This window comes from Bradyrhizobium sp. 17, from assembly GCF_023073515.1.
GTDB lineage: Bacteria > Pseudomonadota > Alphaproteobacteria > Rhizobiales > Xanthobacteraceae > Bradyrhizobium > Bradyrhizobium canariense_D.
The window spans coordinates 26,412-43,932 of record NZ_JADPJQ010000119.1 but is presented as its reverse complement, the minus strand read 5'-3'; the positions used below and the strand labels follow the sequence as shown (position 1 = coordinate 43,932).

The 17,521-nt window shown below is 65.2% G+C and carries 17 protein-coding genes; 7 read left to right on the top strand and 10 right to left on the bottom strand.

From position 1 onward, the window contains the following. Positions 1-38: 38 nt before the first annotated feature. The 6 genes from IVB13_RS27715 to IVB13_RS27690 all read left to right on the top strand — a co-directional run bounded on the left by IVB13_RS27715 (position 39) and on the right by IVB13_RS27690 (position 4,695). The gene (locus tag IVB13_RS27715; protein WP_018453876.1) at positions 39-992 is read left to right on the top strand and encodes a sulfonate ABC transporter substrate-binding protein; all 954 of its coding nucleotides are present in this window, start codon (positions 39-41) and stop codon (positions 990-992) included. A gap of 8 nt (positions 993-1,000) precedes the next feature. Further along, positions 1,001-2,167, top strand: a complete 1,167-nt coding sequence (ssuD, locus tag IVB13_RS27710; RefSeq protein ID WP_247490983.1) for an FMNH2-dependent alkanesulfonate monooxygenase — start codon at positions 1,001-1,003, stop codon at positions 2,165-2,167. After that, a complete protein-coding gene (gene ssuC / locus IVB13_RS27705; RefSeq protein WP_247454006.1) occupies positions 2,164-2,970 on the top strand; it encodes an aliphatic sulfonate ABC transporter permease SsuC in 807 nt (268 codons plus the stop codon). Before ssuD ends, ssuC begins: the two co-directional genes overlap by 4 nt. 20 nt (positions 2,971-2,990) lie before the next feature. After that, complete coding sequence (locus tag IVB13_RS27700) at positions 2,991-3,827, top strand: ATP-binding cassette domain-containing protein (protein ID WP_247454008.1); 837 nt, start codon at positions 2,991-2,993, stop codon at positions 3,825-3,827. Positions 3,828-3,859: 32 nt separating this feature from the next. Next, the gene (locus IVB13_RS27695; protein ID WP_085395132.1) at positions 3,860-4,441 is read left to right on the top strand and encodes a flavin reductase family protein; all 582 of its coding nucleotides are present in this window, start codon (positions 3,860-3,862) and stop codon (positions 4,439-4,441) included. Positions 4,442-4,536: 95 nt separating this feature from the next. Beyond that, positions 4,537-4,695: a hypothetical protein gene (locus IVB13_RS27690; protein ID WP_018453881.1), complete on the top strand. Its 159-nt coding sequence runs from the start codon at positions 4,537-4,539 to the stop codon at positions 4,693-4,695. A gap of 60 nt (positions 4,696-4,755) precedes the next feature. Here the strand turns inward: IVB13_RS27690 and IVB13_RS27685 are convergent, their stop codons facing one another. From IVB13_RS27685 to IVB13_RS27640, 10 genes are all read right to left on the bottom strand, one after another. Then, complete coding sequence (locus IVB13_RS27685) at positions 4,756-5,904, bottom strand: M20 family metallopeptidase (protein ID WP_247454010.1); 1,149 nt, start codon at positions 5,902-5,904, stop codon at positions 4,756-4,758. A gap of 165 nt (positions 5,905-6,069) precedes the next feature. Next, positions 6,070-7,320, bottom strand: coding sequence for a vanadium-dependent haloperoxidase (locus IVB13_RS27680; protein ID WP_247490981.1), 1,251 nt, complete (start codon positions 7,318-7,320; stop codon positions 6,070-6,072). Between the two features lie 288 nt (positions 7,321-7,608). Beyond that, positions 7,609-8,994 carry a sigma-54 dependent transcriptional regulator gene (locus IVB13_RS27675; protein ID WP_027519914.1) on the bottom strand — a complete coding sequence of 462 codons (1,386 nt, stop codon included), beginning with the start codon at positions 8,992-8,994 and terminating at the stop codon, positions 7,609-7,611. A 44-nt stretch (positions 8,995-9,038) separates the two neighbouring features. Beyond that, positions 9,039-9,389, bottom strand: a complete 351-nt coding sequence (gene fliN / locus IVB13_RS27670; RefSeq protein ID WP_007614079.1) for a flagellar motor switch protein FliN — start codon at positions 9,387-9,389, stop codon at positions 9,039-9,041. 3 nt (positions 9,390-9,392) lie between these two features. Next, positions 9,393-10,013, bottom strand: a complete 621-nt coding sequence (locus tag IVB13_RS27665; protein ID WP_007614077.1) for a FliH/SctL family protein — start codon at positions 10,011-10,013, stop codon at positions 9,393-9,395. After that, entirely contained in the window at positions 10,013-11,104 is a 1,092-nt protein-coding gene (fliG, locus tag IVB13_RS27660) for a flagellar motor switch protein FliG (RefSeq protein WP_018453886.1), read from the bottom strand. The genes IVB13_RS27665 and fliG overlap by 1 nt, the downstream gene beginning before the upstream one ends. 17 nt (positions 11,105-11,121) lie before the next feature. Beyond that, positions 11,122-12,729 carry a flagellar basal-body MS-ring/collar protein FliF gene (fliF, locus tag IVB13_RS27655; RefSeq protein WP_085349194.1) on the bottom strand — a complete coding sequence of 536 codons (1,608 nt, stop codon included), beginning with the start codon at positions 12,727-12,729 and terminating at the stop codon, positions 11,122-11,124. A gap of 192 nt (positions 12,730-12,921) precedes the next feature. Continuing rightward, on the bottom strand, positions 12,922-13,197 hold the full coding sequence (locus IVB13_RS27650; protein WP_002714638.1) for a DUF1153 domain-containing protein: 276 nt from the start codon (positions 13,195-13,197) through the stop codon (positions 12,922-12,924). 363 nt (positions 13,198-13,560) lie between these two features. Continuing rightward, on the bottom strand, positions 13,561-14,268 hold the full coding sequence (locus tag IVB13_RS27645) for a flagellar hook capping FlgD N-terminal domain-containing protein (RefSeq protein ID WP_018453889.1): 708 nt from the start codon (positions 14,266-14,268) through the stop codon (positions 13,561-13,563). A 13-nt stretch (positions 14,269-14,281) separates the two neighbouring features. Then, positions 14,282-15,913 carry a flagellar hook-length control protein FliK gene (locus IVB13_RS27640; RefSeq protein WP_247490979.1) on the bottom strand — a complete coding sequence of 544 codons (1,632 nt, stop codon included), beginning with the start codon at positions 15,911-15,913 and terminating at the stop codon, positions 14,282-14,284. A 348-nt stretch (positions 15,914-16,261) separates the two neighbouring features. On the opposite strand from IVB13_RS27640, the gene mnmA reads away from it, so the two are divergent. Further along, complete coding sequence (mnmA, locus tag IVB13_RS27635; protein ID WP_063994840.1) at positions 16,262-17,443, top strand: tRNA 2-thiouridine(34) synthase MnmA; 1,182 nt, start codon at positions 16,262-16,264, stop codon at positions 17,441-17,443. Positions 17,444-17,521 lie beyond the last annotated feature (78 nt).

The window sequence follows — 17,521 nt, the reverse complement described above, 5'->3', positions numbered from 1 at the left end:
TAGTGCCAACCAATCTCCCCATCTCAAAGGGTTTGAACATGAGGCGTATCATCCAGCGTCTGATCGCGGCCATCGTGCTGTCGATCGGCATCGTCGCCGCCGCGGTCGGCACCTCCTACGGACAGGACAAGGTCGTCCGCATCGGCTACCAGAAATACGGCAAGCTGGTGCTGCTCAAGAGCAAGGGCACGCTGGAGCCGAAGTTAGCTGCCGACGGCTACAAGGTGGTGTGGACCGAATTCCCCTCCGGCCCGCCGCTTCTCGAGGCGCTCAATATCGGCGCGATCGATTTCGGCAACACCGGCGAAGCCCCGCCGATCTTCGCGCAAGCCGCCGGCGCGCCGATCCAGTATGTCGCCTACGAGCCGCCGGCGCCGAAGGGCGAGGCGATCCTGGTGCCAAAAGACAGCCCGCTGAAATCGGTCGCCGACCTCAAAGGCAAGAAGGTCGCGCTCAACAAGGGCTCCAATGTCCACTACCTCCTGGTCAAGGCGCTGGAGAAAGCCGGCGTCAAATATTCCGAGATCGAGCCGGTGTTTCTCGCACCAGCCGATGCGCGCGCCGCTTTCGAGCGCGGCGCGGTCGATGCGTGGGTGATCTGGGATCCGTTCCAGGCCGCCGCGGAAGCCGCGACCGGCGCCCGCACGCTCGCCGACGGCACCGGCATCGTCGCCAACTACCAGTTCTATTTCTCCTCGAAGAAATTCCTCGAAACCAATCCGAGGATCGTCGACGCCGTGCTGGCCGAGCTGAGCGCGGTCGATGACTGGGCCAAGGGCGACATCCACGCAGTTGCCGAGCAGCTGGCGCCGTCCATCGGCCTGTCAGTCCCGGTGGTCGAGGTCGCGCTGAAGCGGCAATCCTACGGCATCAAGCCGCTGACCGATGCCGTCATCGCCAATCAGCAGCAGGTTGCGGACGCGTTCTTCGCGCTCAACCTGATTCCCAAATCCATCAAGATTTCCGACGTGGCCCGGAAGCCAGGATCATGAGCAAACAAATGAGCAAGCAAGCGAACGCCAACATCCTCTGGTTCCTGCCGACCCATGGCGACGGCCGCTATCTCGGCACCGGCATCGGCGGCCGCGAGGTCAATTTCAACTATCTGCGCCAGATCGCGCAGGCCGCCGACCAGCTCGGCTATTTCGGCGTGCTGCTGCCGACCGGGCGGTCTTGCGAGGATTCCTGGATCGTCGCCTCCTCGGTCGCGCCGTTCACCGAGCGGCTGCGCTATCTCGTGGCGGTCAAGCCCGGCCTGCAATCGCCGAGCGTGGCCGCGCGCATGACCGCGACGCTGGACCGCATCACCAACGGCCGGCTCCTGGTCAACGTCGTCACCGGCGGCGATCCCGTCGAGAACAAGGGCGACGGCATCTTCCTCGCCCATGACGAGCGCTACGAGGTCACCCGCGAGTTCCTCAACGTCTATGGCGAGCTGCTCGCCGGCAAGACCGTCAATGTCGAGGGCAAGCACATCCATGTCGAAGGCGGCAAGCTGCTGTTTCCGCCGGTTCAGTCGCCGCGTCCGCCGCTCTATTTCGGCGGTTCGTCGGATGCCGGTATCGACGTCGCCGTCGACACCGTCGACAAATATCTCACCTGGGGCGAGCCGCCGGCCTTAGTCGCCGAGAAGATCGCGAGGGTGAGGGAGGTCGCAGCAACTCGCGGTCGAAAACTATCCTTCGGCATCCGGCTCCACGTGATTGTCCGCGAGACCAATGACGCGGCCTGGCGTGCGGCGAATGAGCTGATCAAGCACATCAGCGACGAAACCATTGCGACCGCGCAGAAGAACTTTGCGCGGATGGATTCGGTTGGCCAGCAGCGCATGGCGCAGCTTCACGGCGGCAAGCGCGACAAGCTCGAGATCGCGCCGAACCTGTGGGCCGGTGTCGGCCTCGTGCGCGGCGGCGCTGGCACGGCGCTGGTCGGCGACGCCCAGACGGTCGCGGCCCGCATTCGGGAGTATCAGGACATCGGCATCGATACCTTCATCATGTCGGGCTACCCGCATCTGGAAGAAGCCTATCGTTTCGCCGAGCTGGTGTTTCCGCTGCTCTCGCTGGAGCAGCCCAGCAACGTGACCAGGCTGCACTTCAACGGTGGTCCTTTTGGTGAAACGGTCGGCAGCGACTTCCGTCCGCAACAGAAGGTGTCGCAGTCATGAGTCTGATCGACAGCGTTTCACTTCCCCGCAGTTTGCGCCTGCCGCGCGTCGACGGCCTGATCCAGTGGATCGTGCCGCTCGCCATCATTGCGATCTGGCAGGTCGCCAGCGTCACCGGCTTCGTGCCGACGCGGGTGTTGCCGGCGCCGAGCGACGTCTTGCTTGCCGGCTGGAAGCTGCTGCTCTCCGGCGAGCTCGTTCGCAACATCTGGGTCTCGTTCTGGCGCGCCTCGATCGGCTTCCTGATCGGCGGCAGCATCGGCTTCGCCTTCGGTCTTGCCAACGGCCTGTCGCAGCTCTCGGCCAAGCTCACCGATACGACGCTGCAGATGGTGCGCAACGTGCCGCATCTGGCGCTGATCCCGCTGGTCATCTTGTGGTTTGGCATCGACGAGAGCGCGAAGCTGTTCCTGGTGGCGCTCGGCGTTTTCTTCCCGATCTACCTCAATACGCTGCACGGCATCCGCACCGTCGATCCCCAGCTGATCGAGATGGGCCGGATCTACGGCATGACCGACGGCGAGCTGTTTCGCCGGGTGATCTTCCCGGGCGCGCTGCCCTCGATCTTCGTCGGCATCCGCTTCGCGCTCGGCATCATGTGGCTGACCCTGATCGTCGCCGAGACCATCGCGGCGTCTTCGGGCCTTGGCTACATGGCGATGCAGGCGCGCGAGTTCATGCTGATCGACGTCGTCGTGCTCTCGATCCTAATCTACGCCCTACTCGGCAAGCTCGCCGACAGCGCCTCCCGCGTGCTGGAGCGCCTCACGCTCTCCTGGCACCCCGCCTATTTGAAACGTTGAGAAAAAATACTGGGAATCACATGCAGACAGCCCTTCGTACCTCCCTTCCCGAAACCGAGCTCGCCAGCCGCGCCAATTTCGCGCCTCACGCTCGCGTCGTGCGCGAGGAGCGCCCGGTGCAGACCTCTGGCCTGCCGCTCAGCATCCGCGGCCTGCGCAAATCCTACGGCGACAACGAGGTGCTGCGCGGCATCGACCTTCACATCCCCGCCGGCCAGTTCGTCGCCATCGTGGGCAAGAGCGGCTGCGGCAAGAGCACGCTGCTTCGCCTCATCGCCGGCCTGGAGAAGTTCGACGCCGGCAGCATCTCGCTCGGCGACGCGGTGAACCCCGAGGATATTCGCGTGATGTTCCAGGAGCCTCGGCTGTTGCCCTGGGCCCGCGTTCTCTCCAATGTCGAGGTCGGCCTCGGCCGCGATCGTTCATCCAGTGATGCGCATACACGCGCCGATAAGGCGTTGACCGAAGTCGGACTGACCGACAAGCGCGACCAGTGGCCCTCGGTCTTGTCGGGCGGCCAGAAGCAGCGCGTAGCGCTTGCCCGCGCGCTGGTCTCGCGCCCCCGCGTGCTCGCCTTCGACGAGCCACTTGGCGCGCTGGACGCGTTGACCCGCATCTCGATGCAGCGGTTGCTGGAGCGCGTTTGGCGCGACCAGGGCTTTACCGCGATCTTGGTGACCCACGATGTCGCTGAGGCGGTCGCGCTGGCCGACCGGGTGCTGGTGATCGAGGAAGGCCGGATCGCCCACGACGTCGTGGTTAACACGGCCCGGCCCCGCCAACGCGGCTCGGCCGAGCTCGCGGGTCTCGAAGGCTCGATCCTGAGCCACCTTTTGTCGGCGGACGATCGTACCTAAATAGAGAGGGACCCCCACTTGGGGACGATGCCATGAATGTAGTGCCCCGCGATCTCATGACCGAAAATGCCGTCTCCTCCGCCGATTTCCGCGGCGCCATGCGCCACCTTACCGGCGGCGTCAGCGTCATCACCGCCGGACGGGGCAAGGACATCACCGGCATGACGGTCACCTCGGTCAGCTCGTTCTCGGTCGATCCGCCGACGCTGATCGTCAGCATCAACCGCGACGCCTCCTCCTTCCCGCTGATCCGCCGCCACGGCGCTTTCGGCGTGAACATCCTCGCGGCCGATCAGCTCGACATCGCCGAGCGCTTTGCCGGCAAGGGCGGGCTTAAGGGCGCCGATCGTTTCGCGGGCGCCAGATGGGTGACCGCGGTCTCGGGTGTTCCGCTGCTGGTCGGCGCATTGTCCGCCGTCGACTGCGAGGTCGAGGAGATCTTCGAGCGCCATTCGCACGGCATCATCATCGGGCGGGTGCGAGACGTCAGGAATTCGATCCGCAACGCTGCGCTGGCCTATTGGCACGGTCAGTATGTGACGGTGGATCAGGACGAAGACGCCGTCAGGCTTGCGGACGTCAGCCTTCCCAGCCACGTCCGCCGCGGCATTTGATCGCCGCCGGCGACGGGCCGTGCAGGCTGGCCTTTTCCCCGTCATCGCTCTAGAAGCGCTGCCTGAGCCTCCCGCCGGGACAGCAATGGAGCGCAATGATGAAACGCGTCGCGACCTGGGCCTTCTACGCGGTCGGCGCGCTCGCGATCGCCTATCTCGCGCTCTACGCCTACGCGATGTTCAGCGGCCATCCGATCGTGCCGGGCGACCCCATCCAGATCTTCCGCAGGCCGGATGCGCCGAGCTATTCGTGACGGCTCTCTCAATTCGTCATGGCCGGGACAAGCCCGGGCATGACGGCGGAGTGCGGGCGACTATCCCCGCAAGATCGCCAGCGCCAGCGCCTGTGCGCGCGGCACGATGCTGTCGAGCTCGAGATATTCCTCCGGCGTGTGCGCGAGCCCGCCGACCGGGCCGAGCCCGCAGATGGTCGGCGTCCCGACCGCGGCGGTGAAGCCGGAATCGGCGCAGCCGCCGGAGAACTCGCCCTGGAGCGTGGTGAGGCCGGCCTGCCTTGCGGCGGCCTGATAGTTCTCGAACAGCGCCCTTGAATCGGCGCTCTGTACCACCGGCACGAACTCGCCTTTGACCGTCAGCGTCGCGCTGGTGCCAGGCACGTAAGGTGTCGCGATGATGGTCTCGATCGCAGCCATCACCCTCGCGCGGTCCGCCGGATCGACATAGCGCAGATCGATCTGTCCTTCCGCGTAAGGCGCCGTGGTGTTGACGGACTGCCCGCCCGAAACAAGGCCGACATTGAGCGTGATACCCTTGTCGAGATCGGTCAGCGCGTGGATCTGCACGATCTTGTGCGCGAGCTCGCCGATTGCGCTGACGCCGGCGGCGAAATTGGCCCCGGAATGTGCGGCTTTGCCGATAATGGCGAAATGCATGAAGATGCCGCCCTTGCGTCCCGTGACGATATTGCCGGTCGGACGGCCCGGCTCGGAATTGAACACGGCGCGCGCGGTTCGGCCTTCGCGCTCGATCACCGGCCGCGAGGAGGGCGAGCCGATCTCCTCGTCCGAGGTGATCAGCAGCTTGATCGGGTGCGGGTTGCCGCCGAATTTGTGGAAGGCGGTTGCCACGAATATGTTCATGACGACGCCGGACTTCATGTCGGCAACACCGGGACCATAGGCGCGCCTGCCCTGGATCGTGAACGGACGCCGTCCGGCCTCGCCCTTGCCGAACACGGTGTCACGATGCCCCATCAACAGCACCGGCTTCTCGTTGCTGCCGGGCTTTGCCACTTCGGCGTGGATGGCATCGCCGAATGTGGCGTGGCTTTCGCGCCGGAACGGAATGCCGTGCTCGGCGAAATGCTGCTCGAACCGCGCCCCGACCGCATCGACGCCTTCCTTGTCATAGGATCCGGAATCGATGTTCACGACATCGCGCAGCAGGTCGATCATCGCCTGCCGTTGCGTCGCCAGCCAGTCCGTGATTTGAGCTTGAGACATGTTGACCCTCGCGTGGTTCTCACGCGGGCTTATAGGGCCTGGCGCCGGTGTGACCTAGTCGGAGAACGCGGTGCGGCCATGTCGCCGGTCCACGGAATTGGACGCACCGTGCCTTCCACGTCGTCCCGGCTTTCGCCAGAACGAAGTTGAGCGTGTGGCAACCGGCTAACGCCTCGGCTCCGCCATCGCTTCCACGCCGCGAAGCTGCGTGGCGACGGTCAGCGCGCCGATCTTCCGGCCCATCTCCTTGCCGATCTCGGTCGAGAACCGATAGTGAAAGCCGGCCCAGATACGGGCGTTGGAGACTTCGTCGCTATAGTCCTGGAGCCGCGTCCATTTGCGGGTGACGCCTGGTGCCGTGGGGCTGGTCACCGAGAACTCGCCGAAATCTCCAACGATGGTCTGGAGCACGGTCGAAATCGCTGCCGACGTAATGCAGTGAGCACAGGGATATTCCGGATGCATCGGCGTGTCCCCCAGCGGCAGCCAGGATGCGTCGCGAGGCGTCGCTGCGTTCGATGTCAGGTCGGCGTTGCGTATGGCCGTGATCGGCCGCCAGAAATTGTAGTGGTACTTCGCGTCGAAAACGGCGACGAAGGCGTCGTTGCCGGCAATTGAGGTCAGCGCGTACAGCCGGGCGCAGTCGACGAGATCCATGCCCTTGGCCGTTGCCGCCTGCCTCACGATCGGATTGTAGGTGCGGGCACCGACAAAGAACCAAAATCGACCGACCGTGGTTTGCTCGGGCGTCCGGATCACACTTGTTCGGCTGCCGACCTCGCGGATTTCGTTGACGTCCCGGGTCCACAGCTCTGAACCGAGCGCCGGCGGCGGGCCGGGGCGATACTGAGATCCGGACGTCATGACCCAGGGCGTCGTCGCGCCCGCGATCGAGAACAGCGGGACGGTCGTCGGAACGTAGGCACCCGCCGTTGTCAGGGGCCGGTAAGTTTCAAGGGCGGCGCTGCCATCGTTCTCACGAAGCGCGATGATCTGCATCGCGGCCTCCTTGCCGAGGCCGATGCCCGCGATCTTGGACTCGCCGTCGGCGATCGGCACCAGAGAACTCGTCAGCGCCGCATCCAGCTCCGGCTTGAGGTCCGGATAGAGCGACAGCAGCACGTCGTGAGCCGCAACTGCGTCCGCAGCTTCCCGCGACGTCGAACGATCCGCGGATAGGGCAAGCTTGTAAGGCGCGTACCGGCGATCGATCGCGTTGACCGCCTCGAACATCGCGACGTGCATCATAGACAAGACACGGCTGTGGGGCGCTGGAAGGATTTGCTTTTCAGTGGCGATCGCGTCGGCCTTTGCATTCCAATCCATGATCACGTCGGCGCGCGCAAGCGGCGCCGACGCTGCGAGCAGCGATACAATCAATGAGAGGCGGAAGATGGTCCACGACGAGTTCTTCATGGGATGCCCTTTCGATGTAAAGGACGTTTCGCGAGACCAATGCGGCTCTGCCCGACATCACGTCGCGCGGCTCGAGGACTTTAACCATCTTGTTGTGGTTTGATTGTGAATTGCTTCACGCGGCGGAAGAGTAGCTCCGAATGGGTCGGCGTGGCTTACCGTTCGCACTGAGTAATGGATCCTGACTTTCGCCGGAAGCCGCGGATTGTGGTGACTGTTTTGCGTTCTTCTCAAAGAAAAATGCCCGGGACCAGCCCGGGCATTCGTTTCTCTCAGTCCGAAGAGCGCCTACGCCCCCACCATCGGCATGCGCGGATATTCACCCGGCGTGCCGGCTGGCGTGATCGGAATGCCGCCGTCGGAATATTCGTTGAGCTTGTTGCGCAGCGTACGGATCGAGATGCCCAGGATATTGGCGGCATGGGTCCGGTTGCCGAGGCAGTGCTTCAGCGTCTCCAGGATCAGGTCGCGCTCCACATCGGCGACGGTGCGGCCGACCAGGGCCCGCGTCACCTGCTCGGCGGCCATGGTGGCATGCGCCACGGCCGGCACGGTTTTGGCGAGGTCGAGGCGGTCGCCGTCGGGCGTGAGGATCGCATCGGCGCCGATCTCGTCGCCCTGCGCCATCAGCACCGAACGGTGCATGGTGTTTTCGAGTTCGCGGACGTTGCCCTGCCAGCGGTTGGTGGAGAGCACGCGGCGCGCTTCCGCCGAGATCGGGCGCATCGGCACGCCATTGGCTTCGGCGTATTTCTTCACGAAGTGCTGGGCGAGCTCGAGAATGTCGGCGGGACGGTCGCGCAGCGGCGGGATCTTCAGATTCACGACGTTGAGCCGGAACAAGAGGTCCTCGCGGAACGTGCCCTCGCGCACCGCGTCCACCAGGTTGCGGTTCGAGGTCGCGATGATGCGGATGTCCACCGGGACGGGCTTGGTGCCGCCGACGCGGTCGATCACGCGCTCCTGGATGGCGCGGAGCAGTTTCGATTGCAGGCGGACGTCCATCTCCGAGATTTCGTCGAGCAGCAGCGTGCCGCCGGTTGCCTCCTCGAACTTGCCGATGCGGCGGGCGATCGCGCCGGTGAAGGCGCCCTTCTCGTGGCCGAACAGCTCGGACTCCAGCAGATGCTCGGGGATCGCGGCGCAGTTGATCGAGATGAACGGGCGCTTGGCGCGGGCCGAGCGGGTGTGGACGTAGCGAGCCAGCACTTCCTTGCCTGTCCCGGATTCGCCGGTGATCATCACCGAGGCGTCCGAGCCCGCGATCTGCTGCGCGAGCTTGATCACCTTGGCCATCGCCTCGTCGCGATAGACCAGCTCGCGGGAATCGTTGGCGACGGCAGCCAGCACCGCTGCGATCAGTTCCGGGTCCGGCGGCAGCGGGATGTATTCCTTGGCGCCGGCATGGATCGCGGCAACCGCGGCGCGGGCGTCGTTGGTGATGCCGCAGGCGACGATCGGGGCGTGGATGTGCTCGGCCTCCAGACGCATCACGAGGTCGCGGATGTCGAGGGCGACGTCGACCAGCAGCAGGTCGGCGCCCTTGCCGCCGCGCAGCACGCGCATCGCCTGTTCGTTATCCTCGGCGTGGGTCACGGTGGCGCCGTTCGCCATCGCGATCTTGGTGGCGGTGGTGAGCTGGCCCTTCAATGTGCCAACGATGAGAAGCCGCATGTCAGTCTCCTGTCCGTCTGGTCGCGCTGCCGCGCGTCGTCGCTTTAGGCGCGTTCAGTCTTGATGATTTCAGTCATGGTCACGCCGAGCTTGTCCTCCACCAGGACGACTTCGCCGCGGGCGACCAGCTTGTTGTTGACGTAGATGTCGATGGCCTCGCCGACGCGCCGGTCGAGCTCGAGCACGGTCCCGGGTCCGAGCTTCAACAGCTCGCTGACGTCCATCTTGGAGCGGCCGAGCACGGCCGAGACCTGCACCGGTACATCGAATACGGCCTCGAGGTCGGCGGCGGCGCGCGTCGCGTATTCGTCCTCGTTGTAGCCGACGTCGGTGCCGGCAGGCGGCATCGGGCCGTTGAGATCGGGCAGCGGGACCTGTCCGTCAGTGTCGCTCATGATTTAACTCCCCCTGCGGGACGCAACGTAGCGACCCACCATTTCGTCGATCTTGGCCGCGATGGCGGCGCGCTCCAGCACGACGCCGCCATCGGCCCATTCGATCCGGCAGTCGCCGGTGGCAATCTCGGGCTCGGCCAGAATCACCAGCCGGCCTTCAAAGCCGTTCTGCCTGGCCAGCCGCTCGATGTTCTCGCGCGCGGCATCGTAGAGCGCGTCGTTGATGCGGACGACGAGATGCGGCGTCGCGACCAGATGCGAGAAGCAGTCCTTGACCAGCGCGACGATCTCGCCGAGCGGCTCGGCGGCGACCAGATCGGCGCACAGCTTGCGCGCCACCGCGACCGCGACGTCGACCGCCTCGGTCTCCATCTTGGATTCGATGTTGCCGATGCCCGAGGCGATGCCGCGGATCGCGATGTTGATCTCTTCCATGGCGAGCGCGACACGGCGGTCGCTCTCGGCCTTGGCCTCGCGCTGGCCGGCGGCGAAGCCGTCCTGATAGGCGCGCGCCTCGGCTTCCGCCACCTTCTGGGCGATCTCGGCTGCGGTTGCGGCCTTCTCGCGCGTCCGGTCGGGCGCGGCGAAGTCGTTGTCGAACAGGAATTTTGCCGGGGCGGCCATCAGTACACCAGCTCGTCGTCGGCGCGGTTCTTGGTCAGCATGATCTCGCCCTTGGCGGCGAGGTCCTTGGCGAGGTTGACCAGCAACGCCTGGGCCTCGTCGACGTCGCGCAGGCGGACCGGACCCATCGCCGCCATGTCGTCCTGGAGCATTTTGGCCGCACGCGAGGACATGTTGCCGAAGAAGAAGTTGCGGACGTCCTCATTGGCGCTCTTGAGCGCGACGCCGAGCTTGTCCTTGTCGACGTTGCGCATCAGGGTCTGGGCGGAGCCGGAATCCAGCTTCACGAGGTCGTCGAAGGTGAACATCAGCGCCTTGATGCGCTCGGCCGATTCGCGATTGTCCTCTTCCAGCGAGGTGATGAAGCGGGTTTCGGTCTGGCGGTCGAAATTGTTGAAGATTTCCGCCATCACCTCGTGGGCGTCGCGTCGGCGGGTCTGGGACAAATTGGACATGAATTCGGTCCGCAGCGTCTTCTCCACGCTCTCGATCACCTCCTTCTGCACCGCCTCCATCTTCAGCATGCGGTTGACGACGTCGAGCGCCAGATCCTCGGGGAAGATGCCGAGCACGCGGGCGGCGTGTTCCGGCTTCAGCTTCGACAGCACGACCGCGATGGTCTGCGGATATTCGTTCTTGAGGTAGTTGGCGAGCACCTCTTCCTGCACGTTGGAGAGCTTCTCCCACATGTTTCGGCCGGCGGGGCCGCGGATTTCGTCCATGATGCCGTTGACGCGCTCGGGCGCCAGATATTGCTGGAGCAGCCGCTCGGTGGCGTCGAAATTGCCCATCAGCGCGCCCGAGGCCGACATCCGCGAGACGAATTCGAGCAGCATGTCCTCCACGGTGTCGACCTCGACGGTGCCGAGCGTCGACATTTCCAGGGAGAGCTGGCGCACCTCGTCGTCGTCGAGCAGCGACCAGATCTTGCCGCCATATTGCTCGCCGAGCGCCAGCATCAGGATCGCGGCGCGCTTCGGCCCCGCCACCGCTTCGGTCTTCGCGCCTCCGCGGCTGCCCGCACGCTGACCGAGCGTGGAGATCACGCTGGTGATGTCGTTGGAATTGGCGTTTTGCAGGGCGGCGGCCATATCAGATCACTTCTCGATTATTTCGTGGGTTCGGTCAGCCATTGGCGGATGATGGCGACGGTCTCGTTGGGATTGCGCTCGGCGAGTTCGCCGACGCGATGGACGGATTGGGCATGGACCTGGCCCTGGACGGTGGCGACGTCGATCGCGCTCGCGGCGCCGCTCGGCAAGAGCGCCTGGCTGGCAGGCGCGGCCTCGTCGCTCGCCGGACCGGTGAGGGCGCCGGAGATGGCGGCTGCGACTTCGTCGGATGCCAGGATGCGCTTGACCAGCGGCCGGACCACCAGGAACAGCACGACCAGGCCGAGCAGCATCATCACGCCGAGCTCGACGAAGTACATGACGTCGTCCTTGGTGAACTGGAGCATGCCGAGTAAGCCGCTCGGCTCGGCGATCGGGGGGGTGGAGGGGGCATCGGCAAAGCGCAGATTGACCACCTCGACCTGGTCGCCGCGCTTCTGATCGAAGCCGATCGCCGAGCGCACCAGCGTGGCGATGCGGTCGAGCTGCTCCTTGGTGCGGTCCTGGTAGGCCAGATCGCCCTTCTCGTTCTTGGAGTAGATGCCGTCGACCAGCACCGCGACCGAGATGCGGTTGACCCGGCCGGCCTCGGTCACTTCGGTCTTGGTGGTGCGGGAGATCTCGTAATTGTTGGTCTCTTCGCTCTTCTTGCTCTGGTCCTTGGCCGCGACGCCGCCGTTCTGCTGGTTGCCCGGCAACTCGTTGTTGACGGTGACCTGGCCGTTGTTGTCGGCGGTCATGCTCTGCTCTTCGCGGGTCTGGCTCGAGCGCAGCACGCGGCCTTCGGGATCGTACTTGTCCGAGGTCTGGGTGACCTTGTTGAAGTCGAAATCGGCGGAGAGCTGGACCCGGGCGCGTCCCGTGCCCACCACGGAGGAGACGATGTCCTCGACCTGCTTGCGCATCCGCTTCTCGAAGGCGGTGCGGCGCTCGTCGCCGATCTGCTGGTCCGGATCGGTCTGGGCGCCGTCGGCGAGCAGCTGCCCGGTCTCGTCGACGATCGAGACCCGCTGCGGCTTCAGCCCGTTCACGGCCGAGGCGACGAGGTGGCGGATGGCGCGGATCTGCTGGGCTTCCAGCGCGCCGCGGACCCGCACCACGATCGAGGCCGACGGCTCCGGCGCCTCGCGCGAGAACAGCGGGCGCTCGGGCAGCACCAAATGGACGCGGGCGGCCTGGATGCGGTCGATGGCGCGGATGGTGCGGGCGAGCTCGCCTTCCAGCGCGCGGAGATGGTTGATGTTCTGGACGAAAGAGGTGGTGCCGAGCGCATCCGACTTGTCGAACACCTCGTAGCCGACGCCGCCGCCCTTGGGCAGGCCGCCCTCGGCGAGCTTCATCCGCAGCCGGGTGACCTTGTCCTTGGGCACCATGATGATGGTGCCCTCGTTGCGCAGCTCGAACTGGATGCCCTGGCGCTCCAGGTCCTTGATGATGCCCGAGGAGTCCTCGACGCTCAGGTCGGTGAACAGCGTCGTCATCTGCGGCGTGGTGACGCGCATGATGACGAACGCGAAAAAGCCGACGAGCGCGGCGGTGACCGCGATCATCGCCCCGAACCGGGCGGCTCCGATACCCTTCAGAAAGTCCGCAAGACCTTGCAAGCAACCGCCCCGACAGATTCGGCTGCTTTCACAGGAAAGGCCGACTGGGCAATTATTGCCTAGGTGATGGTTTCGATATGGTTAACGAAGGTTAAGAGCTGCGACAAAAGTCGCGCCAAAACGAAGCATGAAAAAAATCGGCCTCGCAAGACGAGGCCGATTTTCGTCAAAAGCCGCAGATTTCCGGATTGCCTACTGGCGATATTGTTGGATACGGGTGGTGCGAAGTCCCGCCAGACCATGCTGGTCGATCGAAAACTGCCAGGAGAGGAATTCGTCAACCGTCAGCGTGTAACGGCTGCAGGCCTCCTCGAGGGAGAGAAGACCGCCACGAACTGCGGCGACGACCTCGGCCTTGCGGCGGATGACCCAGCGTTTGGTGCCGGGTGCAGGCAGATCCGCAATCGTCAACGGACTACCGTCCGGCCCGATGACGTATTTTACCCTCGGGCGATGGGGTTCTGTCATGGCGTACTCACAAACTCTCAACCACTGAACTCACTCAGGAACCCTACGCGCGCCGGCTTAAAAATCCGCTAAGCCTAAGGCTTCAATACAATTCTCGTTGAAAATGGCTGGAACGCAGCCGTCTCGACCGGCGGGACGGTACGTCCAGGCGGGCCGAGGGGGGTGTTCGTAAATACTTTACTAACGAAAGAGGTCCTGCGCGCGGCGCTGCAAGACCCCAATTGTCGTCCTGGCGAAAGCCAGGACCCATTACCCCAGGGAGGAGTCGCTACGACGACTCGGGGTTATGAACCAGAGCGACTTTCGGTGGCAATGGGTCCTGGCTTCGCCAGGACGACACCGTTATCCAGTGGCATTCCGCCTTTAATTGCTGGCCGTCGCGATGATGCTCTTGACCTGGCTCAGCGTGTAGCTGGCGCCGTCGATGGTCAGCAGCGGCGGCGACTGGGTCAGGTCGACGGATGACACCGTGCCCTGCACCTGCGCAGCGATGCCGACATTGTTGTTGGCGACATCCTTGCCCGTGGCCGAGATCGTGTACTTGCCGTCGGGCCATTGCGTGCCGTCATTGCCCTGGCCGTTCCAGGTGAACGGAACGTCGGTGCCGGCGCCGGCGGTGTATTTGCCGGTGAACACGGTCTGGCCGCTGGCATTGGCGATGGTGATGTCGACGGTGGCGTCGCTCGGCACGTTGAGATGCCAGGTCGCCGACGAATTCGTCATGGTCCCGGTGGTGCCGTCGACCAGGGCGGTCTTGCCGACGAAGCCCAGCGCCTGGGTCGCCTGCGTGGTCTGCTGCAGGGTGACGAGCTGGGACAGCGAGTCGTTGGTCTTGAGCTGCTGCTCGACCCCGGCGAACTGCACCAGCTGCTGGGTGAACTGGTTGGTGTCGAGCGGATCGAGCGGGTTCTGGTTCTGCAGCTGCGTCGTCAGCAGCGTCAGGAAGGTCTGGAAGTTGCCGGCGAGCGTCGCGCCGGTGGTCGAGCCCAGGCTTGGGTTCGACGAGGATTTCGGCAGGTCGGTCGTGCCCGAGACGACGGACGGGGCGGTGGCGGCATTCGTGGTGGTCATGATCGAATACTCCTCACACTCTGATGTCGACGCCGCTGCTCGATCCGAGCATGCGGCCGTAGCTGCGCCCGACCGGGGCCGCGGGAACTGCGTCCTCGTCGCTGACGATCAGCCGGCGGGCATTGCCGCCATTGTCGTTGTTCTGGCCGGAGTTCTGGCCCGATGAATTCTGGTCGCGCAGACTGAAGGACAGCCCGTTGCTGCCGGTCTTCAGGCCGGCATCGTCGAGCGCGCGCTGCAATTGGGGAGCGTCTTGCCGCAGCATCTGCAGCGTCTCCGGCTTCTCGACGGTGAGATGCGAGGTGACCTGTCCGTTGCGGTCGACATTGATGCGGACGTCGATGCGGCCGAGGTCGAGCGGATCGAGGCTGATGTCGAACCGGGTCTTGCCCGCGCGTGCGGCGGCGGCAATTTCGATCGGCACGCCGGTGATCGGAATGGCCGTATTGGTGGCTGCGGTCGCCGTGAGCGTCGCGGTCGATGCGGTCGCGGCCGAAGTCGTATTGGTCAGTGACGCCAGCACGGCCGAGGCCGCCTGCGCGCCGGTGTCGGTGGTGGGGACAGCGGCCTGCGTGCCCGCATGGGGATGCGGTGTCGCAGTCGCCGGTGCCGCATCGGCGGTGCGGTCGGAAGTCCCAGCCTTGGTGTCGCCCGCGTTCGCGTCGATCGGCGGCTTGTCGGCGTGCGGATGCGCCGCGGTGGCGGACGCTGCCGTCGCCGAGGTCTGCGCGGCGTTGGCCTTGCCGGTGTCCTGGCCGATATTGGAAACGTCGCTCGCGCCTTGCGCAGTGACTGCGGCCTTGAACGAGGTTTTTGGCGTGCCCTGGTCGACGGCGGCGATCAGGCCGCCATTGGTCTTGGCATCGGCCGCGGTCGAATCGGTCGTCCCGGTCGCGGCATCGGCCAGCACCGCCGAGGTGTCGGCATCGACCTTGGCGCTTGCGGTCTTGGCGGTCTTGTCGCCCGGCGTCGCGGTATCGGTCTTGGTGCCGGCGATCTGCGCTGCGATGGATGCGCTGGCGGCGATGCCGGCGGCGGCAATCGTCAGCGGCGAGGCGGCGGCGCCGGCCACTTGGTTTGCAGCCGCGTTGGAATCGACCGGCACGGCGACCACGAGCGCATTCGGATCGGGTACGGCGGCCTGCGTCGCGTCGACTTGCGCGGCGGCGGCGGTATCGACGGCGGCGGCGAGGCCATCGATGCCGCCGGCTTTGTCCGCATTGGTCTGGTCGGATTTGTCCGCAGATTTGTCGGCCGATTTGGCGTCGGACGCCTCTGACTTGTCCTTGGCCTTGTCTTTGGTCTTGCCGTCCGCCTTGGCGGCATCAGCCGTTGCGTCGTTCTTGGCGTCGTTCTTGGCGGACGCGGAATTGTCGGCGTCGTCGCTGGCCTTGCTCTGCGAGGACTTGTCGGTCGCCGAGCGATCGCGCGGGCTCTTGTCCGAGGCGGAGGACGATGAATCGGGTCGGCGCGGGGAGTCCTGCACGGAGGACGCCGCGCTATCGCTGATCGCCTGGGTGTTGCTGTCCACCAGCGAGCCAAAGGAGTCGTTGGACGTGTCTTTCGGCGCTTGCGACCGGGCAGGCTTTTGCTGCGCGCTTGGGACTTGCACGCTTGCCACGACATCTGACGTACGACCGACCACAGGCAACCCCTTGGAAACATCTTCGCCATGAGAGGTAGCAAGGAGCGGGCCACCTCTGCGAAAAGCATTTTACGTAGTTAAATCAATGGCTTGATAACTTGACCTCGCCGCTGCGGGGCCTCCCAAAGCCCCGCCATTTCTGCCTCCCCGGCAAGAATTGCCGTAAACCTTGCGGGGTCCGTGATTGCTTCACCGGAAGGCCGCCTATATTAAAGAGACAGCTCTCAACCGCTTTCGACCGGGCAGGCCGCGCCCTTCGGGAACTCTCGGTTCCCGGGGATTGCCTTTGTCCCGCCGGAAGCACCCAGCGGATCGCCCAACGCCGCCGTCCACAACGCTTTAAGGCCTATGCTCAACAGTCTGGATCTCGAAGGCCGTCCTGAGGATACCAGGGTCGTCGTTGCCATGTCAGGCGGCGTCGATTCATCGACGACGGCTGCGCTTTTGAAGGCGGAAGGCTACGACGTTGTCGGCATCACGCTGCAGCTCTATGACCATGGTGCGGCGACCCATCGCAAGGGCGCCTGCTGCGCCGGCCAGGACATCCACGACGCCCGCGACGTCGCCGCCAAGCTCGGCATTCCCCATTACGTGCTCGACTACGAGGATCGCTTTCGCGAATCCGTCATCGACAATTTCGCCGACAGCTACGCGCTCGGCGAGACGCCGGTGCCGTGCATCGAGTGCAACCGCTCGGTCAAGTTCCGCGACCTCTTGAAGACCGCGCGCGAGCTCGGCGCCACCGCGCTTGCCACCGGCCATTACGTTGCCTCGCGCCGCCGCGACGACGGCTCGCGCGCGCTGGTGTGTGCCGCCGACGCCGATCGCGACCAGAGCTATTTCCTGTTCGCGACCACGCAGGAGCAGCTCGATTATCTGCGCTTTCCGCTCGGCGACATGACCAAGCCCGAGACGCGCGAGCTGGCGCGGCGCTTCGGTCTTGCGGTCGCCGACAAGCACGACAGCCAGGACATCTGCTTCGTGCCGACCGGGCGCTACACCGACATCATCACCCGCCTGCGGCCGAACGCGATGGACCCCGGCGACATCGTCGATCTCGACGGCCGCGTGCTCGGCCGTCACAACGGCATCGCCAATTTCACCATCGGCCAGCGCCGGGGCCTCGGCATCGCAGCCGCCGCGCCGCTGTTCGTGGTGCGGCTGGAAGCCGCCAACCGCCGCGTCGTCGTCGGCCCGCGCGAGGCGCTGAAGATGCACCGCATCGTGTTGCGCGACGTCAACTGGATCGGCGATGGCGACATCGACCGCGCCATCGGCGATGGCCTCGAAATGTTCGTGCGCGTGCGCTCGACCCGCGCGCCCCAGCCCGCGTGGCTGCGCGGCGCCAACGGCCATTACGAGGTCGAGCTCGTCGCCGGCGAAGAGGGCGTTTCGCCGGGACAGGCCTGCGTGTTCTACGACGCACCTGGCGGCCAGGCCCGCGTGCTCGGCGGCGGCTTCATTCAGAGCGCCGCCGCGAAGGCCGCAAGCAGCACGACGAGGCCGCTCGCAGAAGCGGTCCGCGGCTAAGCGCATGATCCGGAAAAGTGTGCAGCGGTTTTCCGAACAGATCATGCGCAATATAAGAATCTAGGCAGGGCAGGGGGC

Bases quoted from the DNA above. Each gene is read 5' to 3' on its own strand.
- IVB13_RS27645 (WP_018453889.1), bottom strand. From the start codon at position 14,268: ATGACCACCACGAATGCCGCCACCGCCCCGTCCGTCGTCTCGGGCACG.
- mnmA (WP_063994840.1), top strand. From the start codon at position 16,262: ATGCTCAACAGTCTGGATCTCGAAGGCCGTCCTGAGGATACCAGGGTC.
- IVB13_RS27675 (WP_027519914.1), bottom strand. From the start codon at position 8,994: ATGCGGCTTCTCATCGTTGGCACATTGAAGGGCCAGCTCACCACCGCC.
- IVB13_RS27690 (WP_018453881.1), top strand. From the start codon at position 4,537: ATGATGAAACGCGTCGCGACCTGGGCCTTCTACGCGGTCGGCGCGCTC.
- IVB13_RS27715 (WP_018453876.1), top strand. From the start codon at position 39: ATGAGGCGTATCATCCAGCGTCTGATCGCGGCCATCGTGCTGTCGATC.
- IVB13_RS27680 (WP_247490981.1), bottom strand. From the start codon at position 7,320: ATGAAGAACTCGTCGTGGACCATCTTCCGCCTCTCATTGATTGTATCG.
- IVB13_RS27700 (WP_247454008.1), top strand. From the start codon at position 2,991: ATGCAGACAGCCCTTCGTACCTCCCTTCCCGAAACCGAGCTCGCCAGC.
- IVB13_RS27695 (WP_085395132.1), top strand. From the start codon at position 3,860: ATGAATGTAGTGCCCCGCGATCTCATGACCGAAAATGCCGTCTCCTCC.
- IVB13_RS27685 (WP_247454010.1), bottom strand. From the start codon at position 5,904: ATGTCTCAAGCTCAAATCACGGACTGGCTGGCGACGCAACGGCAGGCG.
- fliG (WP_018453886.1), bottom strand. From the start codon at position 11,104: ATGGCCGCCGCCCTGCAAAACGCCAATTCCAACGACATCACCAGCGTG.
- IVB13_RS27665 (WP_007614077.1), bottom strand. From the start codon at position 10,013: ATGGCCGCCCCGGCAAAATTCCTGTTCGACAACGACTTCGCCGCGCCC.
- ssuC (WP_247454006.1), top strand. From the start codon at position 2,164: ATGAGTCTGATCGACAGCGTTTCACTTCCCCGCAGTTTGCGCCTGCCG.
- IVB13_RS27650 (WP_002714638.1), bottom strand. From the start codon at position 13,197: ATGACAGAACCCCATCGCCCGAGGGTAAAATACGTCATCGGGCCGGAC.
- ssuD (WP_247490983.1), top strand. From the start codon at position 1,001: ATGAGCAAGCAAGCGAACGCCAACATCCTCTGGTTCCTGCCGACCCAT.
- fliN (WP_007614079.1), bottom strand. From the start codon at position 9,389: ATGAGCGACACTGACGGACAGGTCCCGCTGCCCGATCTCAACGGCCCG.